The 22,715-nt window shown below is 61.5% G+C and carries 21 protein-coding genes; 2 read left to right on the forward strand and 19 right to left on the reverse strand.

Annotation, left to right across the window (positions count from 1 at the left end):
- Positions 1–92 precede the first annotated feature (92 nt).
- From DFR37_RS17435 to DFR37_RS17450, 4 genes are all read right to left on the reverse strand, one after another.
- A complete protein-coding gene (locus DFR37_RS17435; protein WP_094159804.1) occupies positions 93–932 on the reverse strand; it encodes a replication initiator protein A in 840 nt (279 codons plus the stop codon).
- A gap of 14 nt (positions 933–946) precedes the next feature.
- Complete coding sequence (locus DFR37_RS17440) at positions 947–1,237, reverse strand: helix-turn-helix transcriptional regulator (RefSeq protein WP_094160647.1); 291 nt, start codon at positions 1,235–1,237, stop codon at positions 947–949.
- 83 nt (positions 1,238–1,320) lie between these two features.
- Positions 1,321–2,103 (reverse strand): DUF2285 domain-containing protein, encoded by a 783-nt coding sequence (locus tag DFR37_RS17445; protein WP_094159803.1) that lies wholly within the window; start codon positions 2,101–2,103, stop codon positions 1,321–1,323.
- Between the two features lie 356 nt (positions 2,104–2,459).
- Complete coding sequence (locus DFR37_RS17450; protein WP_094159802.1) at positions 2,460–2,807, reverse strand: DUF2958 domain-containing protein; 348 nt, start codon at positions 2,805–2,807, stop codon at positions 2,460–2,462.
- A gap of 469 nt (positions 2,808–3,276) precedes the next feature.
- Between DFR37_RS17450 and DFR37_RS17455 the strand changes: the two genes are divergently transcribed.
- Entirely contained in the window at positions 3,277–3,567 is a 291-nt protein-coding gene (locus DFR37_RS17455; RefSeq protein WP_094159801.1) for a helix-turn-helix domain-containing protein, read from the forward strand.
- 45 nt (positions 3,568–3,612) lie between these two features.
- Here DFR37_RS17455 and DFR37_RS17460 read toward each other — a convergent pair whose 3' ends face one another.
- The 12 genes from DFR37_RS17460 to DFR37_RS17530 form a co-directional block, all read right to left on the reverse strand.
- The gene (locus DFR37_RS17460) at positions 3,613–3,924 is read right to left on the reverse strand and encodes a DUF736 domain-containing protein (RefSeq protein WP_009518866.1); all 312 of its coding nucleotides are present in this window, start codon (positions 3,922–3,924) and stop codon (positions 3,613–3,615) included.
- Positions 3,925–4,694: 770 nt separating this feature from the next.
- The gene (locus DFR37_RS17470; RefSeq protein ID WP_094159800.1) at positions 4,695–6,719 is read right to left on the reverse strand and encodes a ParB N-terminal domain-containing protein; all 2,025 of its coding nucleotides are present in this window, start codon (positions 6,717–6,719) and stop codon (positions 4,695–4,697) included.
- 80 nt (positions 6,720–6,799) lie between these two features.
- A complete protein-coding gene (locus DFR37_RS17475; RefSeq protein WP_094159799.1) occupies positions 6,800–7,627 on the reverse strand; it encodes a DUF932 domain-containing protein in 828 nt (275 codons plus the stop codon).
- Positions 7,628–8,158: 531 nt separating this feature from the next.
- The gene (radC, locus tag DFR37_RS17485) at positions 8,159–8,665 is read right to left on the reverse strand and encodes a RadC family protein (protein WP_094159798.1); all 507 of its coding nucleotides are present in this window, start codon (positions 8,663–8,665) and stop codon (positions 8,159–8,161) included.
- Between the two features lie 521 nt (positions 8,666–9,186).
- Positions 9,187–11,190, reverse strand: coding sequence for an ATP-binding protein (locus tag DFR37_RS17495; protein ID WP_094159797.1), 2,004 nt, complete (start codon positions 11,188–11,190; stop codon positions 9,187–9,189).
- Positions 11,187–13,805, reverse strand: a complete 2,619-nt coding sequence (locus DFR37_RS17500; protein WP_094159796.1) for an AAA family ATPase — start codon at positions 13,803–13,805, stop codon at positions 11,187–11,189. Before DFR37_RS17500 ends, DFR37_RS17495 begins: the two co-directional genes overlap by 4 nt.
- Before the next feature lie 53 nt (positions 13,806–13,858).
- Positions 13,859–14,050: a ribbon-helix-helix domain-containing protein gene (locus tag DFR37_RS17505; RefSeq protein ID WP_094159795.1), complete on the reverse strand. Its 192-nt coding sequence runs from the start codon at positions 14,048–14,050 to the stop codon at positions 13,859–13,861.
- 260 nt (positions 14,051–14,310) lie between these two features.
- Positions 14,311–14,817: a RadC family protein gene (radC, locus tag DFR37_RS17510; protein ID WP_094159794.1), complete on the reverse strand. Its 507-nt coding sequence runs from the start codon at positions 14,815–14,817 to the stop codon at positions 14,311–14,313.
- A 358-nt stretch (positions 14,818–15,175) separates the two neighbouring features.
- On the reverse strand, positions 15,176–16,345 hold the full coding sequence (locus tag DFR37_RS17515) for a PDDEXK nuclease domain-containing protein (RefSeq protein ID WP_094159793.1): 1,170 nt from the start codon (positions 16,343–16,345) through the stop codon (positions 15,176–15,178).
- Positions 16,342–17,541 carry a tyrosine-type recombinase/integrase gene (locus tag DFR37_RS17520; RefSeq protein ID WP_094159792.1) on the reverse strand — a complete coding sequence of 400 codons (1,200 nt, stop codon included), beginning with the start codon at positions 17,539–17,541 and terminating at the stop codon, positions 16,342–16,344. The genes DFR37_RS17515 and DFR37_RS17520 overlap by 4 nt, the downstream gene beginning before the upstream one ends.
- Before the next feature lie 242 nt (positions 17,542–17,783).
- Positions 17,784–18,089 carry a virulence factor gene (locus DFR37_RS17525; RefSeq protein WP_113934482.1) on the reverse strand — a complete coding sequence of 102 codons (306 nt, stop codon included), beginning with the start codon at positions 18,087–18,089 and terminating at the stop codon, positions 17,784–17,786.
- A gap of 172 nt (positions 18,090–18,261) precedes the next feature.
- Positions 18,262–18,693: a helix-turn-helix domain-containing protein gene (locus tag DFR37_RS17530; RefSeq protein ID WP_113934483.1), complete on the reverse strand. Its 432-nt coding sequence runs from the start codon at positions 18,691–18,693 to the stop codon at positions 18,262–18,264.
- Between the two features lie 330 nt (positions 18,694–19,023).
- Between DFR37_RS17530 and DFR37_RS17540 the strand changes: the two genes are divergently transcribed.
- Positions 19,024–20,133, forward strand: a complete 1,110-nt coding sequence (locus tag DFR37_RS17540) for an LPS O-antigen chain length determinant protein WzzB (RefSeq protein ID WP_113934485.1) — start codon at positions 19,024–19,026, stop codon at positions 20,131–20,133.
- 41 nt (positions 20,134–20,174) lie between these two features.
- Here DFR37_RS17540 and DFR37_RS17545 read toward each other — a convergent pair whose 3' ends face one another.
- Genes DFR37_RS17545 through DFR37_RS17555 form a run of 3 tightly spaced genes read right to left on the reverse strand, consistent with a single transcriptional unit; the run spans position 20,175 to position 22,714 of the window.
- Positions 20,175–21,137 (reverse strand): ABC transporter substrate-binding protein, encoded by a 963-nt coding sequence (locus tag DFR37_RS17545; RefSeq protein WP_113934486.1) that lies wholly within the window; start codon positions 21,135–21,137, stop codon positions 20,175–20,177.
- Positions 21,138–21,170: 33 nt separating this feature from the next.
- Complete coding sequence (locus tag DFR37_RS17550; RefSeq protein ID WP_211317266.1) at positions 21,171–21,965, reverse strand: ABC transporter permease; 795 nt, start codon at positions 21,963–21,965, stop codon at positions 21,171–21,173.
- Positions 21,944–22,714, reverse strand: a complete 771-nt coding sequence (locus DFR37_RS17555; RefSeq protein WP_113934487.1) for an ABC transporter permease — start codon at positions 22,712–22,714, stop codon at positions 21,944–21,946. The genes DFR37_RS17550 and DFR37_RS17555 overlap by 22 nt, the downstream gene beginning before the upstream one ends.
- Position 22,715 lies beyond the last annotated feature (1 nt).

A 22,715-nucleotide genomic window follows, 5' to 3' on the forward strand; every position in this document is an offset into this window, starting at 1 on the left:
GCACGATACCGCTGCGCCTGATAGCACGAGTCCCGGCGCGCCCGATAGCACGAGCCCATTCACAGCTTGTCCCGCTTTCATCCCCACGGTTATCAACGTGCCGTGGACGGCACGGGACGAAAGGCGAGGATTTCCGGTGTGCCGGGCCAGCGTTCGACGGACAGCACGTAGCCGGGCAGCGACTGGCGCGCGGCCAGCAGGCGCAGGTCGCGGGCGAAGTCGCGCGGCTGCGCCAGGCTGCCGGACTTGCGGTACAGGTAGGGAAAGTCGAACTGCCAGCCGTCGCGCTGCTTGCCGCCGTGCTTGCGCACCAGGCGGTACAGCCAGCGCTCGATGCCGCCGGTGAGCTTGAAGTAAGCCGGGTCGATGGTGAGCACCAGGGCTTCGTCCAGCACGCCGGCAAAGAACCAGTCCGGCAGGATGAGTTCGAGGCCGAGCGGCACGCCCTTGGCGTCCGTCCGCTCCTTCCACTCGTTGATCCACGAGAAGCGGTGCAGGCGCCGCCCGGTCGTCTCGCGGATCGAGGTGGCAATCGTGGTCGATTGCAGGCGATCCAGCGCAGCCTTCAAGCGCTGGTAGTCGCGCAGCGACGTGCCGCGCCCGATGAAGCGCAGGATCTCGTAGGGCGTGGCCTGCATCCTGCGCGATGGGCGAATGCCTGCGTCGCGCGCTTCGACGATCTGGCTGGCGGCCCAGATGAGGATGTCGGCATCCCAGATGGTGGCGATGCCGTGCTCCTGCGTGCCTTCCACGCGCACGGTGACGCCGCCGGAGCGGAAGTCGATCGGCGCGGTGCGGCGCGATTTCGCCAGCGAGAAGAACGGATAGGCCATCAGGTCTTGTGCGTCGCGCGGCGCCATGTCGCCCGGCAGCGCACGGAACAGGTCGAGCTGTTCGCGCTCCTTCTCCGAGCTGGACACGACGAGGGCCACCCGCGCGCCGGCTGTCAGCGGCCATCGCGGTAATCGCCGGCATGGCGTTCGGCGTACTCGGGATCGGACGTGGCCTCGAAGCTGCGCGCATCGGCCCAGGCGTCGAGGTCGGCCACCGCGTACATGACGCGGCGGCCGAACTTGCGAAAGCGCGGGCCGCCGCCGATCACGCGCTGCTTTTCCAGCGTGCGCGGCGACAGGCGCAGGTAGTCGGCGGCTTCGTCGTTGGTCAGGTAGCGCGAAGGCTGGGCGGGCTGCTGCTGGGCAGCGGGGGCGGCTTGCGGCCGCAGCGGTGCGGGTCTCATGGCGTGAACCTCCATCGGTCTGAATCGCCGACCACAACAGCGCGGCCGGATGGAGGCAGTCTCAGAAAAGAAAGGCGCTGTGCTCAGGGACGTTTTGCGAGGGATGCGAAACGTCCCTGCGTGTGCGGATGAAGCTGCGCGAGACGGCGGTAGCCGCCGCGCATCAAGGTCTGGCCCCGCCGCACCAGGCGGCGCACGCGAGCGCGCAGTGCGCCATCCGCGTGCCAGTCTCGGGTGACGGCCGCCGCACCGAACAGCACGTCCGCCACGGTGCGCAGGGATGCGCCGGCCAGCGTGCCGTCGAGGGCCTGCAAGGTGCGCAGTTCCAGCAGCGCGGTCGTCGAGGGACGCGGCCCGGCCAATGCTGTCGGTGCGGTCGCCACCAGTTTGTCCAGCTCGCCCACCAGTGCGCGGCAACGCGAACAAGGATCGGGCGATGCGCGCACGGCATAGGCGAAGGCCATGCCATCCGCCAGATCGGACGCGAAGGCCAGGCGCAGACAGCAGCCGGCCCAGCGCGTGGCGAGCACCAGCCGCCGTCCATCGTGGATCAGGTGCTTGCGACCTGGCAGATGCCAGAACGCAAAGCGTTCGGCATCGGGCGGTGGATCGGTGTCGGGATAGAGCTGCACCACACTGTCGTGGTCGGGAAACCAGGCCGGGTGCGCGTCGCGCGCATCCAGGGCCGGGTCTTCCAGCAGGCGCAGGCCCCAGTGCTGGGCCGCTCCGGGATGACGGCGACGGCGCAGCCAGTCGCGCCGATAGTCGGGGTGGCGGCGCAAGTATTCCCATGCCAACGCGGGGCCGTCCAGGTGCAGGACGTAAAGGTAAGCGGCACCGGGGCGCCAATGATCGGACTCTGCCATGACGCAGCCTCCTGTCGGACAGCAGGGCTCGTCGCCACGGGCGTCAGGGGGAGCTACGGCTTCATCGGCGTATCGTCACGGGTACTCGCTAAACTGGCGGTGTCAAGACCGATTGGCTCCAGGGCATTGCACAGGTCGTCCGAATGCGACGGCTGCGCGAACAATGATGGTGCGCAGCAATGGACACGATGCCGCAAGCCGCAGCGGCAATCAGGACTGTTTTGGTCATGCCCGCACTTCGCCGGTGCATGAGTGGCGATTGATGCGCGGGCGGTCTGAACTCAGACCGAAATAGACACAGTGCGCCGCGCTTGGCAGCGCTGTGCTGGCCCGCGATTGCGGGCCAGCGGGGCCGGTCAGTCGATGATCGACCCGTTGCGCTGTGCCAACCGCGTGTATTCCGACAGCGTGCGTGTGGCGACGAAGTACAGATCACGTTCGACGGGCAGCTTCAGCGGCCCGACGATGGACGCCAGCTCGGACAGCCGCACGGTGCCTTCCTCCGGCATACCCAGGCCCAGGTCGCACAAGCCGTAGGCGGTGTCGCCATCCTCGGGATCGAGTTCGGTCAGCAGCCAGGTTGCGTGTGCGTCCGGGGTGAACAGCTTGACCACCGGCAGCGGGTCGATGCCCGCGCCTTCGGCGCGAGCGCGGCCGTTGGCGAGCAGTTGCGCGCGTTGTTCGTCGGTAATGAGTGTCTTCATGGTCGCTTCCTCTTGAAGGGTTCGCTCCACGGCGGAGCGAGGCGACAGAAGGCGCACGCGCCAAGCGCGGCCGTCATACCCCAACACGGTCCGGTGCGGGCCGGGGTTGACGGCAAGCGGCGTGCGCCAGGCTCGCGTGCTTGTTCGCTGTGGGGTGAACCGGGAAAGCGGCACTGATTCGCACGAAGCCGACGATGCACGCATGTGCTTGCACACCAATCCGCAAAGCCGGATTCGTGGAAGTACGGAAAACCTTGAAGCAGGCGAAGCGTATTTGCAGAAGCTCACGGAAGCGCACTCGCGGCAATCACCGAATCAACGGAAGCACGAAGGCGGCAATCCGCCTTTGCGCATCCACCCAAAGCCGGCCCGGCGGGCCAGCAGCAAGTGCTCGAATCGTAGGGTAAAAGCGAGGAAAGAGTTATCTTTAACGTGGTTTTAATTGTGCCGTGAATCGACGCTTCTGTGTATGCAGAAGCGTCCAATCCAGCGCGGCCGACCGGCCGGCGCCACCACCTTCGAGGCCGAGCCGGCACGGGCTTTCGGCGAGGCGGTGCGTGCGCTGCGCACGGAGCATGGTGTGGCGCAGGAGGCGCTGGCGCATCTGGCCGGCGTCGAGCGCTCGCACATGGGCAAGGTGGAACGCGGCGAGCACATGCCGACGCTCGCGCTCATCCTCAAGATCGCGCGAGCGCTCGGGTGCAGTTCGACCGAGCTGATGGCGGAGACGGAACGCCGCCTGGCGGCATCCGAGTCGTAGCGAGAAGAGCGCCCCGCCACGGTGGGCGGGGCGCCGGGGCGGCTGTCAGGCCGCCGGTTTGCTGCGCGACCAGATCAAGTTGTGCGAGCCGTCTTCTTCTTCGATCAGGCGGGCGTAGATCGTCGCCGGGAACGACGGATCATCCAGCGTCACCGACAGGTAGGGCCGCTCGGCCTGGCTGACTTTCTTCCATGCCGCGCCGATGTCGTAGCCGCCCGCCGCCTGGATGCGGAAGTCGGGGGCATTCTCGCTGCCTTTGTCGTTGGGGACGAACTTGACCTTGACGTTCAGCGTCAGGGTGCGGACCGTGCCGGTGAAGCCGTCGTTCTGTGCGGTGAAGGTGCCGATGTTGGCCATGATGTTTGCTCCTTTCGGGTTGCCAAGGTCGCGCCCATCGCGTCCTTGTTGTGATCCGGTCGGCGGGGGACGGGCGGGCTGCATCGCGTAGCGGCCGCAACAGCGTGGAGGACCGGGAGGCGCAAAGAATTTGTCCCGCGAGGAATGCGCGCAGCGCAGGGGAAATTGTTTGCGCCGGACGGTTGCAGCCAGGAAGCCCGAGGCGCAGCCGTGCCCCTGCCAGGATTCACAACGAACCAAGGACGCAACGGGCCGAACTGACCCGAATGGAGCGATGGCCGGCTCGGCGCTCCGCATGAAGGCTTCGCCGGCACGCGCCCTGATGCCGGCAAGGTCTGACCCGCAGCGACAGGCGGGAATGTCCTCTGCATCCAGTGGTGGACGGCTTGAGGCGTGTTGTGGATTCGTCATGGCAAAGGCCGTGGGGCATGTCGGTGAACAGGCCGGCGTGACGGCCCGGACAGCCCACCGTCAGCGTCGAGGACGGCACGCTTTCGCACAACCCAGCGCAGCCAAGTCAGGCGTAGCCCCGCGCACCGCCCACCGTGGCGGGGCGCTGTGGAAACCTGGCCCGCTTGCGGGCGCCGATTGCCGAACCGCGCACAAGGCATTTGTGCGCCGCCACGTCGCCGCCTGATTCAAGGCGGCGACGTGGCGTTTTTGCTTTGGCCGTTGAGACCGGGCGCGGCAGATGTGCCGCGCCCGGATTTTGAAGTGCAGCAAAAAGCCCCGGCGCGGTTTGCGCCGGGGCCATGCTTCACGCGGCTACCTCATGCCGCCCGCGTTTCCGCCGCTTCGGTGTTGGCCTCGGCGTCAGCTTCCTGCGGCGCTGTGTCTTGCGCCGTGCCGCACTCTGCCACGAACAGGGCGGGCATCCAGCCTGTGCCTTCGGCCAACCGCTCGGCCTCGCTGGCAATGTCGGTCTTCTTGAGCTTGGACAGCCGGGTGACGTGCGACGGTGCGAACTGCTGCACGGCTTCCAGAATCACGGCCTTGGACACATGGTTGAAGTAACCTTCGGCGGTCGGTTTCCACCATGCGGCCATGTCCAGTCCGACCGTCTGCGCCAGTTCCGCGCCGGGCTGGTGCTGCGTGGCGCGTGGCGTTACCACGTCCACGGTGGCGGCGACGCATACGGCCAGCAGCCGCACCAGTTCGTCCTGCGGCAGTGCCAGCAGAGTGGCGAACAGGTCGGCATCATCCTGCGGTAGCCGCTCGCCCCATGCCTGTTGCAGTTCGCGCAAGGCGACGGCGGCAGGCGATTCCGGCCAGTCGGGCGCGTAGGCGTCCAGCCTGTCTTTCACGGTGAGGCGCACGCCAAGCGGCAGGGTGTGGCCGTAGTGGCTGTCCTGCAAGACGGTCTGCACCATGCCATGCACCAGCGTGGCCAGTGCTACCTGCGGATGCCGGGCCACTTCGATTTGCAGCGCGGCGGTGCGGTGCGCACTCAGACGCTGCGCCAGCCGGTCGGACAGGTTCGCGGCCTTCGGCGGTTCGGTGTCCTCGCCTTCATCGTCGTTCGCGTCTTCCGTGCCGGTGAAGCCTTGGCGCAGCTTTTCCAGTGTGCGCAGTGCCTTGGCCTCGGCCTCGCGCAGCAGCCCGCGATGAATCGCGGCTTCGCCGTCGCGGTCGATGGTGACGATGGCACCGGCGACGGCGCGCACGTCCGGGGCATAGTCCTGCAAGGCGTCCTGCACGGCTTGCAGTTCTGCGGCCACCGGCTCGCGCTGCTGTTCCAGCGCCTCGGCCTTGTCTTCGTCCTCGGCGTCGTAGGCGTCTTCCAGCGCCGCGTCAATCCTGTCGAGGCGGGCTTGCAGCGAAGCGATGCGGCGGGCCTCGCGGGCGTTCGGTTCGCGTTGCTGACGCGGGGCGTTCTGGAACGCCTGCCGTTCGGCGTAGCTCAGGTGCGGCACAGCTTCCACCCATGCCCAACCCTCGGCGCGCACGTCCTCGGCCAGCGCATCCAGCTTTCCGCGCACCAGCTTTTCCAGCAGCGGGGCATCGACCAGATAAGTGCCGCTGTCATCGTCTGCGAACAGGTCGCGGCGAGTGCCGCCACCTGCCGCCGTGTAGGCGTCCAGCCCGACGAAGCGCACCAGCGGGTGCGTGGCGTCGATTTCGCGTTCGGTCAGGCGCTCGCGCAGCGCGGATGGATTGCGCTGCCAGTTCGGTGCGTCATAGAACGCGGTTTCCTGCGCGGTGTGGTCGTCGTTGATGGCAAGGGCCATCAACTGGTCGAGCGTCACAGCATCGGCGCGATAGTCCTCCATCAGGCGCGGCGAGACGTTCGCCAGCTTCAAGCGGCGCTGCACCACCAGCGGGGTGACGCTGAAATCGGCGGCAATGTCCTCGATGGGGCGGCCTTCCTTGACCAGCGCGGCGAATGCCTCGAACTGGTCGGCGGGGTGCATGGCCTCGCGCTGCACGTTCTCGGTAAGACTCACGGTGCGGGCGCTGCTATCGGCCACCAGCAGGCAAGGCACTTCAAAGTCACTGGCAATGCGCTTCTTCTTTGCCAGCAGCTTCAGCGCCGCAAGGCGGCGGTCTCCGGCTTCGACTTCGTAGTGCTCGTCATCCTCGGACTGACTGACGATAAGGTTTTGCAGCAGGCCGACGCGCTGAATACTCGCGGCCAGTTCCGGGATGGAAAGGCGGCGGTTGGTCTTGCGCACGTTGCGCTTGGACGGGCGAAGCTGCGACAGCGGCACCAGAATCAGGTTCTTGGTGGGGTCGGCCACTTCCAGCGTGGCGGCGGTGTGGATGGCACGGGTTTCGGTTTGGGTTACGGCGTTCATAGTGATAGCTCCTATCGGTCAAGGGATGCAGCGACGAAGGAAAGCGGCAAGGGCTGCTGCCTGCCCCTGCCGCGTGGGGTTCAGGCTTTCAACTGGCGCATGCCATCGGCGAGTAGCCACAGGGCGCGGTTCAGGCGCACGGACTGGTCGATGCCCTGCACGGGGCGCGTGCGCTGGCGGCGTCCGTTGGCGCTGCGGCCCATCAGTCCGCCTTGCGTCAAGTTCTCCTGCGTGCGGTTGAACACGCTCCACAGGTCGGGTCGGCGGTCGTCGAAGCGGCGCGAGGCCAGCACTTGGCTTTCGGTGATGGGTGCGGGCTTGTCCGGGTCGTCGTACTTGAGGGCCAGCGCGGCGCGGGCGAAAACTTCGGCCTCGCCGCTGTCCAGCGTGATGGCCTGCATGGCATCGCGGGATTCCTGCGCACGCTCGAAGCCATGCAAGACTTCATAAGCGCCCTCGATGACATGGCCTGCCACGTCGCCTTTGTGGGGCACGCGCACGTCCGCCACGGTGTCGCCGCAGACAAGGCCATTGCTGCACACGAAGCGGAACATGCCCGCCAACATTTGATAACTGCTCGTTCCGTCATGGGAATTGAGCAAGATGATTTCATTGGCTTCGCTGCCGGCAATCTGGCTGGCGTGGCGCAGCCGGATCATGTGCTTGGTGTGCTCGCGCTTGCCTTCATCGCGCACGCGGGTCTGGCACACCATGAAGGGTTGGAACCCTTCGCCGCGCAGTTCGGCCAGCACGGCGGCGGTGGGGATGTAGCTGTATCGCTCGGAGCGGCTTTCGTGCGGGGCTTCCGCAAAGATGGATGGGGCTACGCGCTGGATTTGCTCATCCGACAGCGGATGATCTGCGCGCAGCATCGGGGAACGGGATGCGAAACGGGATGCAAGTTGCATGGTGCTTACTCCTGACAAAAGGTTTGCTGTTGAAACCCCACCGGATTCCTAGATTCGGAGCCCGCCTTTCGGCTTTCCGGTGGGGTCGGCGCGGAGACCTGGGCCGGCCTCGTTGCCACCGTCTTTCCTGAGTTCATCGCCCGCGACGGTCAGGAGCGCGCGAACGGGTGCCGTCAAGGAAACAAGCGACGGGTTGGTGCGGCCCGCAGCGCAGCGAGGACACGGCCCGGCGCGCCTTGACGGCACACGGGCGCGGGCTACAGTCGCGGATGAGGTGATGAGCGAGGGAAGACGGCGGTTGTGGCAACGGCCGCAGATGGCGCTGACCCCGCGCAAGCGAAGCGCGCAGCGCCGCAGGCGCGAAGGCCGATCAGGTGCAACCTGTTCGGCAGCTTTTCAGGGGCGCCAAGCCACGCGCGGCGGGGATCGGCTGCAAGCCGTTCCCCTGGAGTGCAAGCGCAGTGCGCAGGCCCGTGAGAGCCGAAGGACTCAACACCAGTCGCAGCAAAAAAGGGGCCGAAGCCCCCTTGGTTAAAGCAGCCCCCGTTCGGCGAAGGACTCTGTGGACTCGCCGCCGACAACGATGTGATCCAGCGTGCGCACGTCCACCAGTGCCAGCGCATCCTTGAGCCGCTGGGTTATTTGCCTGTCGGCCTGGCTCGGCTCGGGATTCCCGCTCGGATGGTTGTGCGAGAAAATCACAGCCGCCGCATTGCACCGCAGCGCCTCTTTGACCACTTCGCGCGGATGAACTGATGCACTGTCGATCGTGCCATGGAACATTTCGACGTATTCGATCAGTCGATGCTGACTGTCGAGGAACAGCACTGCGAACACTTCGTGCTCGAAGCCGGCCAGCTTGGTGCGCAGGTAGTCCTTGACCGTTGCCGGTGCAGTGAAAGACGCTCCACGCTGCATCTTATGGTCGATGGCCTGGCGCGCGGCAGCCAGTATCTGGTCAGTGGAAGCCGGCAGATAGCGCCCCTGCGCGTCACGCACCAGCAGTGAGGAATCAATAGCGAGAGAAAGTTGCGACATGATCGTGCTCCGGTTGCACGGGCGGAATTGCCCGGAACCGGCGCCAGCACGGCGCAGCGCAAGCAGTCAGGGGTCGCAGACGGCCGCGGCCGCAAGCGTGCAGGCACGCGCAGCCCTTGACGGCGAGAACGCCGTGGTAAGGTGAAGGGAAACAGCAAGACCGCCCATCCCACTTCCCACGAAGGCACGGATGGGCAAGCGGAGCGCGCAGGCCCTCAAGGGCCGGAGGCGTCAGGGATCAAAGCCGGATGGCCGCGATTCGGTACGAAGCGCGGGGCGCAGCCCGCGAGCCCGACGGCGGAACGCCGGGACGCAGAGATACCACGATCAGGACTGCTTGTTATCTGTCTTGCGTTGCTCAGGCAATCGGCGACGTGGATGCCCGACCTGTTCAGATCCAGCAATTCGATTTGCCCTGAATTCTTGCTGGCGCAAAAAAAAATGCCGAACGATGATGCTTCTTCCGGCTCACGTTCGAACTTATCGAGCCAGCGCAATTCAGCGCGCACATGACGGCCGCACTAGATTCCAAGTTTCTGAAAGAATATCTGACTGCGCATCTTCGCGTCTTTCAGCACCTTGTCCCAGCTTATGACCTCAACATAGAGATTGATGTTGCCCATCCACTGGAACCAGCCGAGCCTGTCGGGCATGGGCGTAAAGTTCTTCTCGCGCTCAAGCCAGGTTTCTACCTTGGCCGTCAGATCGCACACAATGTAGCCGTAGAACGGTGTGTTCTCAGCAACAAGTATCTTGCGGCCTTCGGGTGTCTTGTACTTGCCGTCCCGGATGTCGTTCACGTAGCGCACGATCTGCTGGACCGGGTCCTCTCGGGAGGACGGGTTCACGAAGTCGTCACGCTGAGGCTTCTTGAACTCGAAGATCGTAATCGGGTTGCTCGCTTCGTTATCGCCTCGGAACAGTACCCGCTTGTTGTAGACCAACAGGTCAGGACGATCAGTATTCCCACCGTTGAGGGGGAGGTCAGAGGAAACGTAGGTGGTGAAATTCAGCCTTTCGTCTACGATCCAGAGATTGTGATCGTGAAAGGACGTGATATCGGTGTCACCCTTGCGTGGAAAGATGATGTCGTGGACCACACCTTCGGAGGAATACGTTCCAGATTCATCTGTTTCAAGGCTCTTGCCGAAGATGTCTAGGATTTTTCGGCGTAATGCGATGTAGTGAATCAGATCATTCTTGCTGGTGCCGGAGATTTTATTGACGATCTCGATCACGCTGTCCTGCACATTCTCGAAATTTGTCTCGGCCATCAGCTTCGCTACATCGCGCTTGATGGCGATCTCCTGCGCAAACTTCTCCTTCTGCAACCGCGTTTCGATCTCTTCATTGCTTGGGTTATAGGGCATCCCGCTCAGGTCGATCTTTTCCAGGATGGCCTTGTGCCACGGCGCTTCTTCATCGACGTAGGACTGCACACGCTCTTTCTTCTTTTCCTGCCGGAACGTGATATCTGCACCCATCGCCTCACGGGCGATCGTGGCAGCGTCCTGCTCAATCTGGGTTTGCCCAATTCCGAGAATCAGGTCGCTGTCCATTTGAAACTCAAACCCGCCTCGCTCCAGCGAAACATTCCGGTCGAGATAGGGTCCGAATACGTAAGCTTTGATGATGTAATTGCGTGTGCTGTCTACTTCACCGTTTCGATCTTTCTCTAAGAACTCGTCTACGAACTCTGGGATGTATTTGTGGATCGCAGACCCTGAGACTTCCCGCTTATGCGCGACAAGGCTGATTCGGCTTTTCTGGTTGCGCGGGGAGTAGAGTTTAAACACGCGGACCAGGAACTCCTCTTCCGTATCGGAAGCCTTGAGCGTGAAGGTCTTGCGATCAATGCCGATCTCCCGGATGACGGCAGACAATTCGTTGCTCACGAAATCGTTCAAGCGGATCGCGCTACTCCCGTCCTGCTCCGAAAGAACAATGTCGGGGCAGACGTAATCCTGCGTGATGAAATACGGCAGCAGCCGCTCCACGAGGCTGCGGGCGATGGTCGAAAGCTTCTTGTCGAAGGCGCGTCCCGTCTTCAGAGGCGCCAGAGTGACCACAGTGCCAGTGTCCTGCTTGTCGCTTGGTGTGACCTTCTCGCGCACGATAATCTCGTGTTCCTTGCCCATTGAGAAGCTGCGTGCTTTAAGGACGGCACCATCGCGATAGATACTCTTGACGTGCAGGTCCTCGAAATATTTAAGTCCAGTGAAACGGCCGAATCCCTTACCGCCTTCGGCAATCTTGAGGTCGGTGTAGAGCGTGTCGAAGGAGTTGCGGTGCGCGTCATTAAAGCCGATACCGTTATCCTCGATGTCGAAGCCTGTGACCTCCGGTAAGCTTCCATCCAGCTCGACCTGAGCGTTCCGTTGCGTGCGGACCTGGACTTTCCCATCTTTGCGGCCAGCCTCGTCAATTGCCTGAATGGCGTTAACGATCATCTCGACAACGGGCGTGTAGACGGTCGTGTTCGCTCGAATATTCTCGACGGCGCGTTTGATATTTACGTTGCTCATGCGGATGCGGTCTCAATGGGTTTTTTGCGGCGCTTACGTATCGCCGTTACCCAGTTTTCCAAAGCTTCGATGTCGGCCTTGAGTTCTGCCGGACCGGGTACCGGCGCACGAGCCGCCGCGGCTTGATCATGGCCAGGCAGCCATTTCGAGCATTTCGTCATAGCCGCCTCGACGGTCTTGCAGTCCTCGGGAGTGATGTCGGCGATCTGAGAAACTTGTTGTGTCTGAACACTCGGCCTATAGCGTTCGACCACGCCGCCCAATAGGACTTCTTCGAGGGCGCGCTCCCATGCTTCCCGCAGCAAACCGTAAAGATACTTGGCGTCTTTCTCGTAGGCGTCCTGATGACCGTCACGAGAAAGCTTGTCGGCGGCTTGCCAGCCGCTTTTCAGGTAGCCGATCTTTTTCTTGACCGGCAGCGCAACCCACGGAAGCTCTTCCGCACACACGCCTGCACCCTTGGAAAGGAACCGGACGTGTTGGTCAAACTGATCGACGCCCAGCTCTTCCGCGAATTGCTTTAGGAGCAGCAGGAAGACGACATCGTGGGTGAAAACGATAACCTGCCGGGTGTTGGCCTCCAACACCAAGCGCCGAGCCACACCCTGACGCCATTGGTAATCAAGCGAGGACACAGGATCATCGAACACGATGCCAGAGAGGTCATCAGCAGTGCTGAGTTCCGCAAAGAATGCGGCGATGGATAGGCAGCGCTGCTCGCCCTCGCTCACAACTTTTGGCAAGTCAACGCCAGGTGCGCGCGTAAGAGCAAGCTTGTGGTAGAAAACGCCGTCCGCACCGCCAAGTTCCTTTAACTCGACCTCGACGTGACCGAAAGACAGATTGACCAGTTCATCTTTAAAACTCTGCTTGAGCTTCTGCGATACGACAGCCTTCGTAACAGCAGTGCTCTTCTGCGTAATCACCTGTGTCTTGGTTTCGTCAATGCACAGCCCATAAGCGGCGTACTTCTTCCGACGCTCGATATCATCAAGAACAGTCTGTTGATGTGCTGCCAGAATTTTACGGGCACGCAACTCCTGTACTTCGGTGGTCATGCGCTTGCGGGTTTCATCGGTAGCGCTGGTGCGCAGCGTCTTGATCCGGGCCTCGATTTCCCCGGCCAGCGCCTCGGCGTCACGAGAGGCCGACACGAGGGCGGGACACTCGGGGGCCAGGTCCTTGTCTTCGGCGATGGCTGCGGTGACAGTCCTACGGCGGTTCTCGTTGGCTGAAAGCGCTGCGGCTATTGCGTCCGCAACGGCCTCATGCTCGATGCGGATTTCCTTGAGCGCTTCGTCAACGGCTTCGGTTGTCGTCCTGAGATCAGTGAAGCCCTTTCGCAAACGTGCGAACTTCTCCCTGATCTGCCGGAGTTCACGTTCCGTTGTCGAAGCCACGAACGCTTCAAATTGGCTGAGCCTATGGGATGCTGCGTGATCGAGATCCTGTTGGCACAGGACGCAATGAGCGCCGTCTTTTACGACCGGATATGCCTTGTCTGGATAGGCTAACTCCTGCGAGAACTGACGCGCCGCTTCCCAAAGCGCGATCCAGGGATCGGTGCCGGTTCCAGGCAGCACCCCTTCGGGAAATGTTGCCTCCCGCAGCCGTTTTGCTTCCTCGCTCTTGCGGCGGCCTTCTGTCCGTGCATCGAACACGGCAGCCACGGCCTCCACCGAAAGCGCCGCTTCCACCTCCTTGAGGTGCCGGGCCAGTGTCTGAACCCGACCCGCGCGCAGGGTGAGTTGCCGGATCAGCTTTTCGGGATCATTGGCCTGCAAGTCGAGCAGCGACTTCTCCAGAAGCGCAAGCCGAGCCTCGTCCTCCGGGGAGAGACGCGCGAGTGCCTCTACGGCGTCCAGCTTGGTAAGGGAGCTAATGTTCGTTAGAAACTTCGCAATTGCTGTACCTTCGGGGACCTGTGCCTGAACAGCGGTGAGAGCGTTTGACGCAAGAGCGCGCTGTTCGCTTTCGAGTTCTGCGCGAACGGCCTTACACGCCTTCACGAGCTTGTCGAACAGGTCCAAGCCGAAGGGCCGGAAGGCAACATCGGTTTTTTCGGTCAGGTAGACGGAAGCGCACTGTGTATCGAATACGCTCACACGCGAAACGAACTCATCCTCACCGGTTCCGGTCCATTCCCGTGGTTCAGGCTCAGCTCCGATCTTGTACTTGATCGCAACCACCGGCGCGAGCGGTGCTGTGCCGGAGACAACATTGCCCAGGATTTTCTCTTGCCCCCGCGCCCGGCAGGCACCCTTGAGGATTCGGATATAGCCCGTCTTGCCTGCGCCGTTATCACCATAAACCACGGTGAGACCGGGTGCGAACTTGAGTGTCTGGTCCTCGGCCAGCGCATTCACACCGCGATGATGGAAGATTGATACCAGAGAAACAGGGGCAGCACCCGCTGTTGTGTCGGACACATGCTCCTTGGCGAAGTGCGCGATTTCCTGCTCCTCAGCGAGGCCATGCGCACTCTTGCAAACCTCGGTAAGTGCGCGGATGTCATCGTCGAAGAGTTCTCCATTGAGTACGAGCCGACGCAGCGCGTCGCGTTGCCACGCTGGACGGCCTTGAGACCATTCAAGTATTTCTTGTAGGACCGTCATACTCCCCTCGCTGCATTGCGTCCTTTATGGCATAGCCAATCTCATTGTTCGCTTCACCGTGTATCGTCCTCAATGGGCCGAAGAACCGTACCTTCAGGCTGATCCAGAAAGCGCCGGATGGCCAAGCGCACAACGTACTGGAGCGGCAACGGCGGACGTTGCGCTTCAGCCAGCTTGCGCAAAGCCTCGTAGTCCTCAGCATCAAGGGAGACTGTGAAGCGCTTGAGCGGTTGCGATTGAGGCATAAGCGTCGGACCAACCAATATGAAACTCGATCACCAGCTTACACCGAAATGCACCAAAACGCACCGAAGCGTCAAGGCGCGCCGATGCGGACTACAGTCGCGGATCAGATGATGAGCGAGGGAAGATAGAAGTTCTGGCAACGGCCGTAGATGGCGCAGACCCCGTGCAAGCGAAGCGCGCAGCGCCGCAGGCGCGAAGGCTCATGGGGCCGGAGAGTTCGACATAAGGCGCAGCAAAAAGGGGGCCGAAACCCCCGGGATCACAACAGCCCCCGTTCGGCGAAGGACTCTGTGGACTCGCCACCGACGACGATGTGATCCAGTGTGCGCACGTCCACCAATGCCAGCGCCTCCTTGAGCCGCTGGGTTATCTGTCTGTCGGCCTGGCTTGGCTCGGGGTTCCCGCTCGGATGGTTGTGCGAGAAGATCACTGCCGCTGCGTTGAACCGCAGTGCCGTCTTCACGACTTCGCGCGGGTACACCGCCGCCGAGTCGATGGTGCCACGGAACAGCTCGGCGTACTCGATCAGCCGATGCTGGCTGTCGAGGAACAGTGCCGCGAAGACTTCATACTCGAAGCCGGCCAGCTTGGTGCGCAGGTAGTCCTTGACCAGCGTCGGCGATGTGAACAGCGCACCGCGCGGGATCTTCTGGTCGATGACCTGGCGGGCCGCCTCCAGGATCTGATCGGCGGTGGCCAGCATGTAGCGCCCCTGGCTGTCACGCACCAGCAGCGAGGAATCGAAAGCGAGAGAGAGTTGCGACATGATCGTGCTCCGGTTGCTCGGGCGGAATTGCCCGGAACCGGCGCCAGCACGGCGCAGCGCAAGCTGTCACAGGGTCATGGACGGCCACGGCCGCAAGCGTGCAAGGCACGCGCAGCCCTTGACGGCGAGAACGCCGTGGTACGGTGATAGGGAACAGCAAGACCGCCCACCCCACCTCCAACGAAGGCACGGATGGGCAAGCGGAGCGCGCAGGCCCTCAAGGACCGGAGGCGTCAGCCGAGCAGAGCGAGGGAACGATGAAAGCCCGAATGAGGCGAGACTCGCGCAGCGAGGCTCGATGCGCAGCGCGACGGCGGCACGCCGGGACGCCGGGACGCCGGGACGCCGGGACGCACCGTTATCGCTTGCGAGTCTTGGGACGAATCGTTGCGTGAGATTCCAGCAGACGCCGCGTGTTCTCCAATTCCTTTTGCAGCAGTTCGGCATCCGGCAACACGGTTCGATAGTTTGCTGCCATGACCTTGCTGGGCAAACCTTCCAACGCATACCGCGCCAAAGCGTGACCCTTGTCCGCGCACAGGATCAGACCCACGGGCGGGTTCTCGTCGTGAAACGTCCAGTGCTCCTTCGCATAGTTGCAGTACAAGTGCATCTGGCCCACATCGGCATGCGTCAGGGCACCGAGCTTCAAGTCAATGATGACGAGGCAGCGCAGCCGCCGATGGAAGAACAGCAGATCGACCCGATACCAGGTCTGGTCGATGCGCAACCGCCGCTGTCGTCCAACAAATGTGAAGCCCTCACCGAGTTCGAGCAGGAAGTCTTGCAGCCGATGGATCAGGGCCTGTTCAAGATCGGACTCCGAATACTCGTCCTTGAGGTCCAGAAATTCCAGCACATACGGGTCTTTGATCGCGTCGTCGGGCGTGACGGCATCTTCCGGCTTCGGCACGGCGCCTTTGACCAGCATCGCCGTCTTGTTCTTCGACAGCGCCGTGCGTTCGTAGAACTGGCTGCCGATCTGCCGGTCGAGCTGGCGCACGCTCCAGCCACCGCGCAGGGCTTCGGCTTCATAGAACTGGCGGGCATGGTCGTCCTTGACTGACAGCAGCCGCACGTAGGCCGACCACGGCAGCGTGAAGGCGTGCGCCAGATCGGACAGGCTCAATTTCCCAGACACTGCCTGGGATTTCTCAGAAGCCACTTCGTTTCGCAATTTCCCAGACAGTGTCTGGGAAATCACCGAACGGGGATACGCGAGAAAGAAGCGCCGCATGTTCTCCAGGTTGTTGACACCGAAGCCCCGCCCGAACCGCCCAGTCAGGTCACTGGACAGCCGTTCGATCAACTGCTCGCCGTACCCCGCACGGCGCTTGCCCTGCTGCTCGGCTTCCACGATGCGGCGGCCAATTTCCCAATAGCTCGCCGTCATCAACGCATTGACGCTGCGTGCTGCCGCCTGGCGCGCGGCATCGAGCAATTCGACGATGCCGCTGTGGATGCCGGCATAGCCGGCTGGGACGGCGGCGCCTTTCGCGGTCGTCGTGGAAAGCGTTCCCTTGCTCATGCGACCACCTCCGCAGGGCGCTGCTCGCCGGTGATTGTCTTGCGACGATTCGCCACCAGTTCGGCCGCCTTGCGTATCGGATCGTCCTCGGTATGGACATAGCGCATGAACATCACCACGGTCTTGTGCGCCGTCAGCGCCATGCCGACCTTGACCGGGATACCCGAATTGGCAATGTCGGTCGCCGAGCGATGGCGGATGCCGTGCGTACCCACATGCGTCGCGCCCGCCGCCTTGAGCGCACGGCACCAGCCGCCGTAATACTCGCCCGTCGTCAGGTGCTGCCCCGGATGGCGTGGCGACGGCAGCACGTAGGGATTGCCTTTCTGCCTCGGCGCCGTCGAAAGCAGCCGGTAGGCTTCCTCACTCAAAGGCTTGGACATGCCACCTGTCTTGCTGTCAGGCCAGACCACCCTCCGGTTCTCCAGATCGACCCATTCCCATTGGAGCGTGACGATTTCGGAGCGGCGGCCGGCAAACTCGAATTGCAGACGGATCGCCAGAGGGATGACGTAGTTCTCCAACCCTTCGGTCTCGATCTTGTCGAGCTGCCGGAACAGCTTGCCCATGTCCTCGTCACTGATGAGGTGGGTGGACTTGCCTGCAGGGAACATCGGGACATGGCGGCAAGGATTCGTGCCGTCAGGCCGATAGCCCCACACCTCGGCCAAGTTGAACATCTTGCGCAGGATGCTGAACGCCTTGTTCGCCTCGGTCTGCTTGTACGAAAGTTTTTCCATCAATCCGGCAACGTCAGGCCGCTTCACGTCGTGAACCTTCTTGCGGCCCAGCAGCGGGATGATGCAGCGATCGATGACGCCTTGATAGCCGACCTGGGTGCTGGCCTTGTTGCGCTTCTTGGAGTAGTCCTCCATGAATTTCTTGCACAACTCCGCAACAGTGGGTGCCTTGCGCGCCTCGGTCTTGGCGGCACCAGGATCGCCGCCTCGGCGAACCTCAGCCAGCCAGTTCTGCGCCAGCGAGCGGGCCTGTTCGACGGTCAGTTCTCCGTACATGCCCAGCGCCGGCTTGCGCCGTTCGCCGGCATTCGTCCGGTACTGGAGCATGAAGACCTTGCGACCGGCCGGTGTAACCTTGCACAGGAAGCCGGGAACAAGCGTGTCACGCAGCTCGATGGGCTGCGCCTGGGGTTTTGCCGCATCGACTGCGGACTTGGTGAGTTTGATCTTAGCCATGATGACTCCTCGGAAAGACGCGGTTTCCAGGAGCCTGTTAGGAGCCAAGCGGACGGAAGCCGGGTCAAGTTTCGGAAAGCACCGGCATAGGATGAACTCACGTAAGCTATTGATAAACCTGCCACAACGGGCTGTGGCGTAGTCCAGCGAAGTTCGGTGCTGGAGTCATGCTGAAACAAAAAAAGAGGCCGCGTTAGCGGCCTTAAATTGGTAGTTTCATACCAAGGAGACTTCTTGCATAATCAATCGCGATCGCGATGATGTTTGCGCCAGTGCTTGTCGCCGCGGTGACCGCGGTATTCGCGATAGTTGTCGCGGTAGTAGCGGGGCGGGCCGTACACATAGGCGGGCCGGTAGTAGCGGCGCTCGGGCACGATGACTACAGGCGGCGGTGCGACATAGCGCACTGGTGGCGGGGCGTAATATTCGGGCACGCCGTAGATAACTCCGGGCACGCCGATGGAAATGCCCACGTCGACACGGGCCATGGCGGCGCTTGAACCTAATAGCGCCAGGGCGGCGGCCCCTGCAATGAGCAGACGTTTCATGTTTACACCTCTATGATTCTTGAGACGATTCAATTGTCTCCGAGATTCTTCATTCAAACGTAAACCGGGGCCCTTCAAAGGCATCCAAAAGCAACAAATCAGCCTACAAAGGCCTTTGTGTTACATATGTTTTCGTTTTGGGGTTGAACCGTCTCTAAAACCACACAGGTTTTTATGGCCGCCAGATTTCCCGCTCCAGGGCGAACTGCTCGACGATTTCGGTGATCAGGTATTTGCGGTGTGCGGACAGGCCGCGGATACGCTGTACCAGTGTTATCTCTTCCTCGGTAAGAGGCTCGAAGCCAGGCGAGGGCTCACGGGCGCGCATTTCGGTAGCCGGGAGCAACGTTTTTTCGCCTATGCCGTAACGCAACCACTGAACCGGCACATTAAGCCAGTTCGCCAGGGTTTCAATTTTGTCGGGTGTGGGACGGGATTTGCCGGTCAACCATTTCTGAGCGGCTTGCTGACTGACAGCTTCGCCCTTGTACCGAAGATTGAATTGCAGCGCCAGCTCGGTCGCCGTCGCGACCTTTTTGGGGCTGCGCTTCAGGGCTTGCTTCAGTCTTGCGGTAAACGCTTGTTTTTCATCCAGTTGCGGCATGGCCGAAGTTTGCTATAAGCGCTCGCAAAATAGAGAACCATTCGGTTGTACTTGGCAACCATTTGGTTTAGAATTAAGCCTTTGCTGCAGCTTGGCGGCTTGCCGATTCAAAAGGCAAGGGTGCGCGCTGCAGCGGAAACCAGGCGGTCGTTGGCAGTATCACGACAAAATCAAAAATCATGCAACTTTGGCGAAACAGGCTGCCCTGTGGCAGCAGCGCCAGGGTACAAGTTCGTGTGCGCGGCAACGGTCCAACCAGGAACGCTTGGGGTAAAGCCCATGCTTCCAGGATAAGGCCTGCGCGGCACACCTATCAGGTGCCGGTGGAAAATGACTCAATCAGCCTTGCAGTACGCTTCGTCGCGCAACGACGACGAAATCGACCTACTGGAATTATTCCGCCTTCTTTGGCAAAAAAAAATAGTGATCCTGGCCTTTGTGGTGGCGGCAACGTTATTGGCTTTGGCTTATGCATTCACCGCAGCCGAAAAATGGACGTCCGTGGCTTATGTTCGCGCCCCGCGCGTCGAGCAGCTTAAGGCGTATCTGGAACAGCGGCGGGCCCTGGCCCGCGTCACCGGCAATAAACCCGTGGACATTGCGGCCTTGTCCAATAAATTGTTCAACGACTTCATCCAATTAAGCGTTACCGAACAAGTCAAGCACGCTTTTTTTCTGGGTAGCCCTTATTACAAAAGCCAGACCCAGGACGCAGAAGAACAAAGTTCTCGTTCGGTGCTGCAGCGCTTGGCCGATAAAGATCTGCAAATAAAAGCGCCGGGCAAGAATGAAATTTCGCCCAGCTATACCTTGTCGTTCACCGCCGCCAAAGCTGGCGATGCACAACGCGTGCTGACGGCCTACATCGATGCGGTCAACAAGCAGGCCCTGGCATTGGTCGACAGGGAATTCGGAGACAGCCTGAATGCGGGCGTTCTGTCCCGCCAGGCGGAAGCTTCCGATATCGAGTTCCAGGTCGAGCATGCCCGCAAGAGGTATATCGCTGACCTCGAAGCCGCCTTATCCACGGCCCGCAATGCGGGCATAAAGGAATATACGGTGGGCCAGCATCTTCCCGGCAGCGCTGTGATTGAATTGCGTAATGTGGACCGCCTGTTCATGCTGGGCGAAAAATATCTTTCAGCCGAACTGGCTACGGCCAACGACTCGCCATTGCTGTTTCCGCCCCGGTATTACGAGCTTACGCGCGAACTCCAAATGCTTGAGCCTATGCTGGAATACCAGGCTGCGCCGTCGGACAGCTACAGCTATCAATTGGCTCCCACCTTGCCATTGTCGCGCGAAGCGCCCAAGCGTAGCCTGATAGTTGTATTGGGCGTTATCCTGGGCGGAATGCTGGGTTGCGGCTGGGTCCTGGTCACGGCGGCGTTGCGCCGTCCCAAGCTTCAAGACACGAAGCCGCAGGGCGCGGCTGCTTAGCGCGCCATTGTGGCATTGCGGTCGCCGCTGTATCAGTTCCGCTACTTACGCGGCGGGATCTGGATCAAGGTTTGAAGCTGTTCCGGAGTCAGCGGTTTGCTTAAGGTCTTGAACGCAATGCCGTCGGCCATTAAAAGATCTACGCCCGATATCTTGTCCGGGTCGATAAGGCTCTTGGGAAAGAAGTCGTCCCGCACCTTGCGTGCTGTGTCGAGGTCGGTCTTCGTGAACTTGGCGTAGGCGGCCAGCGCGTCGTCGCTGGAATACATCCAGTCTATGGTCTCGCGATACGCCGCCATGAAACGGTCAAGCGCATCGCGCTTTTTTTCCAGCACGGCTGTGTTGGCTATCAGGGTCCGGATCGTCTCGTGGCGAATCTCTTCAAGGTCGTTGGCGCGGGCAACGATACGGATCTTGTTGTCCTTCAAGGCCTCGAAGCCGAAGGGCGGCGCCGACCAGCCCACATTCACCTGCCCGCTCATTACTTGGGTAAATGTCGACGACGGACTGCCGGTGGGTACTATTTTCGACTTGAGTTTGTAGGCTCGCAGAAAGCCCAGCACTACGCTGTTGGTTGACGCGCCGTTGGTGGAATAGGCTATGGTGGTGTCGGGCGTTGCGTCCTTGATGGTCTTGAGCGGCGAGTCGGCCCGCACATACCAGAAGTCGGCTGCGCCCGTTGCCTCTGCGCCTATGATGCGAATGGGCGCGCCTTTCACGAACGCGGCCATCACGCTGATGGTGCCCGTGGCCGAGCCGATATCGACGCTGTTCGAGATGACCGCCTGCATGGTTTCGCCGCCGCCCTGGGTGTAGAGCATGTCCAGCTTGATGCCGTGCTTCTTGAAAATACCGGCTTCGGTGCCCAGATGCGCTACCGATGTATCCCAGTTGCCGCGCTGCCCCATGGCAATTTTCAAGGTGTCCTCCGCATTGGCGGACCCGCTTGCGGCGAATGATGCGGCCAGCACGACGCCGGCCAGAAGATGATGCAATGCTTTCATGGAATGTCTCCTCTTGCGATGGTTATGACACGGTTATATCGATACTCCCTGGGATCGTTTAGTACCGGCAAGCCGGCTCAGCAATGCGTTGACGGCGACCGCAAGCGCGAAAACCGCAATCAGCAGGGCATACATGCCCGGCATGTCAAAGCGTTGGTAGTTCTGAATGACAAGAAACCCCAGTCCCTGGTTCGAGAGCTTGGTTTCGGCCAGCAGCACCATAATGACAGACACGCCGAAACCAAGGCGTATGCCATTGACGACGGGTTCGCGCATGGCGGGCAGGTAGATGCGGGTTGCCATTTGCATGGGCGTTGCCCGCAGGCTGCGGCCCACCCGGACAAAGATCGGCGGTATCCGGCGCATGCCTGTGGCCACGGCCAGCGCCACCGGGAAAAAACACGACAGCACGCCCAGCGCAACCTTTGAGCTGGGCCCTACGCCGAACCACAGAATCATCAGTGGAAAGAAAATTATCTTGGGCGTCGGCCCAAGATAATAAAGATAGCGCTCGAATGCACGTTGCAGATAGCGGCTGCCACCCAGCAGCATGCCGCCGGCCAGGCCGGTTGCGCTGCCCAGCACGGTGGCCAGTATTGTTTCGCCGGCGGTAGCCCATAGGTTGCTGTAGAACTCGGGGTCGGCCAGCAGGCGATACAGGCCACGCGCCACGGCCGGCAGCCCCGGTACGACGTCCTGGTACAGCAGGCCCGACATGGAAAGGGCCTGCCAGGCCAGCAGTATGACCGCAATGAGCAACAGCCGCAGGATCCGGACTTTGTGTTTGAAATGGGCGGCGGATGTTGTCATGAGCCTGGTCGCAGCCATTTTTCTATCCTTTCCATGGCAATGAACACAACAACGCTGACCAGCACGACAAAGCAGATGGCCGCGTAGGTGCCCGGAAGGTCGTAGCGTTCGGCCAGTTCATTGATAAGCGGACCGAGCCCGCCGAAGTTGATCAGGAACTCCACGCCCACCACATTGATAAGGGCGAAGATAAGGCCGATGCGCAAGCCGGAAAAAATGCTGGGCAGTGCGGCGGGAAACATGATCTTCCAGAACAGTTGCCAGCGGTTCAGGCGAAAGCTGCGGCCGGTGGCGATCAAGGCGCGCGGTATTGAATCCAACCCCTCGATGGTAAGCAGGACGACGGGCGGCAAGCCGGCAAGGACGCCGATTGTGATGATGGTCCATGGGCTGCGTCCGAAGATGACCAGGAACAGCGGATAGGCCAGGACTATGGGCGCGGCCGCCAAGGCGGCGACCCAGGTTTCAATGGACTTGCGCAAAAGCAGGCGGCCGTGCAGCAAGGTGCCGAAAGGTATTCCGATCAGGGCAACCAGCAGTGCCGCTGTACCGGCTTCACCGGCCGTAACCAGGAAGCGGTGTAAAACGTTTTCTTCAAGAATGATGCGCTCGAATGCCAGCGCAACCTCGGACGGTCTGGGCATCAGGAACGGGTTGATGACGGAGGTGCGCACCAGTATCTCGATAATGGCGATAAACGCCAGCAGCACGAGTACGCCCATCAGTTCAGGGCCGTATCTGCTGTGCAGCGGTCGGTGTCGCGGCATT

This window comes from Eoetvoesiella caeni (genome assembly GCF_003315175.1).
In the GTDB taxonomy this organism is placed as follows: Bacteria; Pseudomonadota; Gammaproteobacteria; order Burkholderiales; family Burkholderiaceae_B; genus Eoetvoesia; species Eoetvoesia caeni.

What these genes read in the sequence shown, in the direction of transcription:
- DFR37_RS17540 (WP_113934485.1), top strand. Translation starts at nt 19,024, where the DNA reads ATGACTCAATCAGCCTTGCAGTACGCTTCGTCGCGCAACGACGACGAA.
- DFR37_RS17440 (WP_094160647.1), bottom strand. Translation starts at nt 1,237, where the DNA reads ATGAGACCCGCACCGCTGCGGCCGCAAGCCGCCCCCGCTGCCCAGCAG.
- DFR37_RS17530 (WP_113934483.1), bottom strand. Translation starts at nt 18,693, where the DNA reads ATGCCGCAACTGGATGAAAAACAAGCGTTTACCGCAAGACTGAAGCAA.
- radC (WP_094159794.1), bottom strand. Translation starts at nt 14,817, where the DNA reads ATGTCGCAACTCTCTCTCGCTTTCGATTCCTCGCTGCTGGTGCGTGAC.
- DFR37_RS17500 (WP_094159796.1), bottom strand. Translation starts at nt 13,805, where the DNA reads ATGACGGTCCTACAAGAAATACTTGAATGGTCTCAAGGCCGTCCAGCG.
- DFR37_RS17515 (WP_094159793.1), bottom strand. Translation starts at nt 16,345, where the DNA reads ATGAGCAAGGGAACGCTTTCCACGACGACCGCGAAAGGCGCCGCCGTC.
- DFR37_RS17525 (WP_113934482.1), bottom strand. Translation starts at nt 18,089, where the DNA reads ATGAAACGTCTGCTCATTGCAGGGGCCGCCGCCCTGGCGCTATTAGGT.
- DFR37_RS17545 (WP_113934486.1), bottom strand. Translation starts at nt 21,137, where the DNA reads ATGAAAGCATTGCATCATCTTCTGGCCGGCGTCGTGCTGGCCGCATCA.
- DFR37_RS17495 (WP_094159797.1), bottom strand. Translation starts at nt 11,190, where the DNA reads ATGAGCAACGTAAATATCAAACGCGCCGTCGAGAATATTCGAGCGAAC.
- radC (WP_094159798.1), bottom strand. Translation starts at nt 8,665, where the DNA reads ATGTCGCAACTTTCTCTCGCTATTGATTCCTCACTGCTGGTGCGTGAC.
- DFR37_RS17475 (WP_094159799.1), bottom strand. Translation starts at nt 7,627, where the DNA reads ATGCAACTTGCATCCCGTTTCGCATCCCGTTCCCCGATGCTGCGCGCA.
- DFR37_RS17460 (WP_009518866.1), bottom strand. Translation starts at nt 3,924, where the DNA reads ATGGCCAACATCGGCACCTTCACCGCACAGAACGACGGCTTCACCGGC.
- DFR37_RS17555 (WP_113934487.1), bottom strand. Translation starts at nt 22,714, where the DNA reads ATGCCGCGACACCGACCGCTGCACAGCAGATACGGCCCTGAACTGATG.
- DFR37_RS17520 (WP_094159792.1), bottom strand. Translation starts at nt 17,541, where the DNA reads ATGGCTAAGATCAAACTCACCAAGTCCGCAGTCGATGCGGCAAAACCC.
- DFR37_RS17550 (WP_211317266.1), bottom strand. Translation starts at nt 21,965, where the DNA reads ATGGCTGCGACCAGGCTCATGACAACATCCGCCGCCCATTTCAAACAC.
- DFR37_RS17455 (WP_094159801.1), top strand. Translation starts at nt 3,277, where the DNA reads ATGCAGAAGCGTCCAATCCAGCGCGGCCGACCGGCCGGCGCCACCACC.
- DFR37_RS17450 (WP_094159802.1), bottom strand. Translation starts at nt 2,807, where the DNA reads ATGAAGACACTCATTACCGACGAACAACGCGCGCAACTGCTCGCCAAC.
- DFR37_RS17470 (WP_094159800.1), bottom strand. Translation starts at nt 6,719, where the DNA reads ATGAACGCCGTAACCCAAACCGAAACCCGTGCCATCCACACCGCCGCC.
- DFR37_RS17505 (WP_094159795.1), bottom strand. Translation starts at nt 14,050, where the DNA reads ATGCCTCAATCGCAACCGCTCAAGCGCTTCACAGTCTCCCTTGATGCT.
- DFR37_RS17445 (WP_094159803.1), bottom strand. Translation starts at nt 2,103, where the DNA reads ATGGCAGAGTCCGATCATTGGCGCCCCGGTGCCGCTTACCTTTACGTC.